Below are 5,043 nucleotides of genomic sequence, written 5' to 3'. Positions count from 1 at the left end.
CGCGTGACCTGGAAGGCCACGAGTTCTGCGCCTTTTTCGCGCAGTACGGCTTGCCATTCGGCGTCAGTCTTCTGGATGGGATGGGTCATGATGAACAGCTGATCTCGATGGAAGACGCCCAGTCGGGCGGGAAGGCGGCGTAGGCGTCATGCCCCGGGTGCTCGTCAAAAGGGCGCTCCAGCAGCCGCTGCAGGGTTTGGAGTTCACCGAAGTCGCCAAGTTTCGCCGCACGAATGGTCTGTTCGCCCAGGTGGTTGCGCAGCACGAATTTGGGATTGGTTTGGAGCATCAAATCGGCTTGATGCGCTACATCCATATGCCGTGATTGCTCTGAATATAGTAGCAGCCATTGGTCCAGGCCAGCACGGTCCGCAAACAGGTCGCGCACGGGCTCCATGTCTTGGGTGCCCACGGCCTGCGACAGGCGGCGCCAGAAGATGGAGTAGTCCACCCGGTTCTGGGCCAGCAGCAGCAAGATGCCGTCGATGAGAGCGCCATCGCCGTCGCTGGCCTCCCGCAGCCCCAGCTTGGCGCGCATGCGGGCCATGAAGGCCTCGGGGAAAACCGTCTTGTAAGACTCCAGGGCCTGCTTGGCCAGTTCCTGGTCGCCGATCAGGGGCAGCAGCGCCTGCGCCAGGCAAAACAGGTTCCAGTACGCCACGTTGGGCTGGCGGTTGTAGGCGTAACGGCCTTGCGAGTCGCTGTGGTTGCACACGTGGCCGGGCACAAACGCGTCGAGAAACTGAAACGGCCCGTAGTCAATCGTCAGGCCCAGGATGCTCATGTTGTCGGTGTTCATCACCCCATGGCAAAAGCCGACCGCCTGCCATTGCGCCATGAGGCGTGCGGTGCGCTCGCTCACGGCCTGCAGCAGGGCAGCGTACGGGTTGCCTGTCAGGTCGGTGCTGTCCCGGCATTCGGGGTAGTAGCGGTCGATGGCGTAGTCGGCCAGCGTTTGCAGCGCGGCCTCCTGGCCGTTGGCAGCAAAGTGCTCGAAATGACCAAAACGCACAAAGCTGCGTGCCACGCGGGTGACGACGGCAGCGGTCTCGATTTCTTCGCGGCGGACGTGCGCGGGCGAGCCGGTGATGCACAGCGCGCGCGATGTGGGCACACCCAGTCCGTGCATGGCTTCGCTGCACAAAAACTCGCGGATGCTGGAGCGCAACACCGCACGGCCATCGCCCATGCGAGAGTAGGGCGTGCGGCCTGCTCCCTTGAGCTGGACCTCCCACCCCGTAGCCGTCTCTCCGAGCAAGATGGCGCGCCCATCGCCCAGCTGACCGGCCCAGACGCCAAACTGGTGTCCGCTGTACACGCTGGCCAGGGGGCGCGAGCCTGCCAGCAGGCGGTTGCCGGTGAAGGCCTGCAGGGCCTCATCGCTGCGCAAGGCGGTTTCATCCAGCCCGAGCAGTTGCGCTACGGCGGGGCTGGTGCCTACCCAATGGGGCGTGGGCAGAGGGGTGGGGCGCAGTTCGGTGAAAAAGTCGGTGCCCAGCGCGGCAAAGCGGTGGTCCCAGGCGAGGCCGAGGTCGGTGTGGGCGTCGCTGTCGGCAGTCAGGGTCATGGGCTGGATTGTCTCGCAGGCCGGATGCCCCGGCGCCCACAGGGCCATGGCAGGGCGGGGATAGCCTGCACCGCGACCGCTACAACAACGCTGCCGCCGTCAGGCAGGCCGGGCCTGACGCAGGCTGCAGCAGCTGCTGGCGGTATTGGCCTGGGGGCATGCCAAACCAGCGCTTGCAGGCCCGAAACAGGTTGCTCTGGTCGCTGAAACCCAGCTGGTCCGCCACCTCGGCCAGGCTGCGGCGCGGGTCGGCCAGGTATTGGCGTGCCAGCTCGCTGCGGGTGTCGTCCAGCAGTTGCTGAAAACTCACCGACTCTGCCTGTAGCCGGCGCTGCAAGGTGCGATCGGTGAGGTGCAGGCGCGCAGCCACGTCTTCGCGCCGGGGTTCACCGAGGTGCAGCACGCGCGATATCTCGGTGCGCACCTTGGCGCTGACCAGCGATTGGCCCAACGGGCCCAGTTGTCCCAGCTCGGCCTCCACCAGTTGTTCGTGCAGCGCCCACAGGTTCGGGTTGTGGGTGGGAATGGGTTGCAGCAGGTCGGCTTCGGCCATCAGAAAGCGGTTCACTGGCTGGCCAAAGCGCGGTGGCACGCCGAATGCCGCGCGATGCCGCGTGTCGTCGGCCGGCGCTGGGGTGACCAGCTCCACGGCCAGGGGCGTGAGGTCGCGCCGGGTGAGCCAATCGCACAGCGTCAGCAGGGTCAGCACCGCAAACTCCACCCGCTGTCGCGGTATGGGGCGCGAGGCGCCGATGTGGTTGAGCACCATCCAGTAACCGCGTGGGTCTCGCTCCATCGAGAACGTGGTGGCGTCCGAGATCAGCGCCATGTGCCGGTCCAGGTGCCTGAAGCCTTCGAGAAGGTTGGGCCCCGAGGCCAGTGCGTGGCCGACCAGATCCAGCTTGCCGTAGCGCGCGGCCAGCTGGCGGTCCAGGCCCAGCCCCGGGCGGTCGTAGTGCTGGGCTGCGGCCTCCCACAAGCGGCTGACGCGGTCCACATCCACGCGGGTGTGGGGGTGCTGCAGGCTCTCCAGGTCGATGTCGGCCTGCGCGCACAGGGCTTGCACCGGCAGTCCTTCGGCTGCAAACAGCTCCGCAATGCCGCGCACCCAGGCGGCAGAGCTGGTGCGCTGCGGCAGTGGGTTCATGGGCAAGCCCCTGTCTCAGGGTTTACGCGCGGGTGGTGTTCTGAAGTCACTGTTTTGGTGTGGTTGCGATAGTGGGTTGTGGGCCGGGCGTTTCCACAATCGGCGCCGAGGTCGGTCCCAGGCGCGAGTGTGATGCGTTCTGCAGGCCCGCCCCATTCCTGAAAACCCCGAAGGAGACAAACAACATGGCCTATTTTGCAAAGAGCCTGCGCTGGGGCGCAGCCTGTCTCGCCGCTGTGATGACCACGGCGTGTGGTGGTTCTGGCGGTACGCCGCCCGAACTGCGCGAAACCCGCTATGGCATGGTGCGCGGCACGGATGACAGCGCCACCAGCGGCACTTATGCCTGGAAGGGTGTTCCTTACGCCCAACCCCCCGTGGGTGCCCTGCGCTGGCAGCCGCCTGCAGAGCCCGCCGCCTGGACGGGCGAGCGCAGCGCCACCCGGTTTGGTAGTGCGTGCTTGCAGATGGGCCGCATTTACGGACCCGGGGCCAACAACCGCTTTGACGACACGATTGGCCAGACGCTGAACACCCCGCTGGGCAGCGAAGACTGCCTGACCCTCAACATCTGGCGTCCGGCCACCGCGCAGGACAACCTGCCAGTGCTGGTCTTTATCCACGGTGGCAGTGCCATCTCGGGCTACACCGCCGACCCGGTGTACGACGGCGCCGCGCTGGCCAAGTCGGCCAATGCCATCGTGGTCACAGCCAACTACCGGCTGGATGTGCTGGGGTATCTGCAGTTGCCCGCCCTGCATGCCGGCAACAACGGCAGTGGAAGCAGCGCAGGCGGCAGCACTTATACCGGCAACTACGCGCTGCTGGACGTCGTGCAGGCGCTGCGGTTCGTCCAGGGCAACATCGCCCGGTTTGGCGGCAATGCGGGCAACGTCACGTTGATGGGGCAGTCGGCGGGGGCCATTAATGCCTTGGCGCTGCTGACCGCACCGCAGGCCACCGGGCTGTTCCACAAATTGGTACCGATCAGCGGCGGGATCTCCTTGGCGTCGAACCTGCCCGCCGGGTCCATTCCCACACTCAACCCGGTCTCCCGCTACGCCATACAGGCCAGCCAGTTGCTGGCGCATCTGGCCGTGGCCGATGGCCTGGCACCGGGCCTGCCCGAAGCCCAGGCCCTGGTGGCCAGCTGGCCCCCCGCGCAGGTGGCCAGTTACCTGCGTGGCAAGGATGCGCGGGTCGTTTTGCAGACGGTGCTGGCAAAGGGGCTGACAGGTTCTGGCCCGATCCCGGACGGTGTGGTGGTTCCGGCCGATCCGATCACGGAGATTTCTGCGGGCCGCTATCGGAAAGTGCCTGTGTTGTCCGGCTACACGGCCGAGGAGGGCAAGCTGTTTGCCCCGTTCCTGGTGCTGCTGGGCGGCAAGCCCGGCATGAAGATCGGCGATGCCGAGCGCTTTGCGATGATGCAGCGCTTCGACCCTGATGCCCCCACCACCCTCACTGCGGCGGACATTCTGGATGCGTCCTACCTGCCGGTGACAGCCCCGGGCACGGGCTACAACGCACGCACCCAGATGCTGGGCAATGTGTTCATTGGCGCCAGCCGCGACAACCTGCTGAACGCCCTGCGCAGCCAGCAGAGCAATGTGTGGAACTACCAGTTCAACTGGGCCCAGCAGCCCGCACCATGGAACGATGTGTACGGCGCGGCCCATGCGTTCGACCTGCCCTTTGTGTTTGGCAACTTCGGTCCCTCGGTGTTTGCGAAGGCGACCAACAGCACCGCCAACCAGCCGGGGCGCCTGGCCCTGTCGCGGGCCATGATGGACAGCGTGCGCGCCTTTGTGCACACCGGCGATCCCAACAACGCCACGCTGGGCCAGACCTGGCAGCCGTGGCCCCGCAAGTTCATCTTTGATGCAGACCAGAAGGCGGTGCGCCTGAGCGTGCAATGACTCTCACGCTGCAGATGTCGAACAGACCTCGGCCGAATGCGGGTGGTCAGTGCGCGGCCGTGGCGGCGAGGTATGCGTTCAGCGCCTCGTCGTCCACGATGGCCACGCGCCCGAAGTCCAGCGACACAATGCCCATGCCCTCCAGCGACTGCAGCACCTTGTTCACGGTCTGCCGCGACAGGCCCACGAGCTGGCCCAGCTCTTCCTGCGTGAGGTTGAGCCGCCGGGTGCTGCGCCAGAACAGGCGGCTGAGGTACAGCGCCACGCGGTGCTCGGTGGACTGGGTGCGCCCGGCTTCGATGATGGTCATGGCCTGGCCCAGCCGCATGTTCAGATGCAGCACCAGGAACTGGTTGAACGCCAGGCTGGTCTCGCGCAGCGTGGCAAACAGCGGCAGGGGCAGGCACAGC

General features: G+C 66.2%; 4 protein-coding genes and 1 pseudogene. 1 reads left to right on the top strand and 4 read right to left on the bottom strand.

Translation table 11 applies throughout. The annotated features are described in order from the left end of the window. The 3 genes and pseudogenes from DBR23_RS31555 to DBR23_RS22580 all read right to left on the bottom strand — a co-directional run. Window positions 1-89: pseudogene (locus DBR23_RS31555) on the bottom strand (peptide-methionine (R)-S-oxide reductase); the annotation flags it as partial. Beyond that, a complete protein-coding gene (locus tag DBR23_RS22585) occupies window positions 86-1,567 on the bottom strand; it encodes a YdiU family protein (RefSeq protein ID WP_108499649.1) in 1,482 nt (493 codons plus the stop codon). The pseudogene DBR23_RS31555 and the gene DBR23_RS22585, both read right to left, overlap by 4 nt. A 79-nt stretch (window positions 1,568-1,646) precedes the next feature. Further along, window positions 1,647-2,714 carry an AraC family transcriptional regulator gene (locus DBR23_RS22580; protein WP_108499648.1) on the bottom strand — a complete coding sequence of 356 codons (1,068 nt, stop codon included), beginning with the start codon at window positions 2,712-2,714 and terminating at the stop codon, window positions 1,647-1,649. A 185-nt stretch (window positions 2,715-2,899) separates the two neighbouring features. Here DBR23_RS22580 and DBR23_RS22575 point away from each other — a divergent pair, with 185 nt between their 5' ends. After that, window positions 2,900-4,633, top strand: coding sequence for a carboxylesterase/lipase family protein (locus tag DBR23_RS22575; protein ID WP_108499647.1), 1,734 nt, complete (start codon window positions 2,900-2,902; stop codon window positions 4,631-4,633). Window positions 4,634-4,679: 46 nt separating this feature from the next. Here DBR23_RS22575 and DBR23_RS22570 read toward each other — a convergent pair. Beyond that, window positions 4,680-5,043: Crp/Fnr family transcriptional regulator (locus DBR23_RS22570; RefSeq protein WP_233250677.1), on the bottom strand; the 364-nt coding region annotated here is incomplete at its 5' end.

This window comes from Acidovorax sp. HMWF018 (assembly GCF_003061035.1).
Lineage (GTDB): Bacteria > Pseudomonadota > Gammaproteobacteria > Burkholderiales > Burkholderiaceae_C > Acidovorax > Acidovorax delafieldii.
Note: the sequence above shows the minus strand (reverse complement) of the source record. Positions and strands in the feature narration are given on the sequence as shown.

Bases quoted from the DNA above. Each gene is read 5' to 3' on its own strand.
- DBR23_RS22575 (WP_108499647.1), top strand. From the start codon at position 2,900: ATGGCCTATTTTGCAAAGAGCCTGCGCTGGGGCGCAGCCTGTCTCGCC.
- DBR23_RS22585 (WP_108499649.1), bottom strand. From the start codon at position 1,567: ATGACCCTGACTGCCGACAGCGACGCCCACACCGACCTCGGCCTCGCC.
- DBR23_RS22580 (WP_108499648.1), bottom strand. From the start codon at position 2,714: ATGAACCCACTGCCGCAGCGCACCAGCTCTGCCGCCTGGGTGCGCGGC.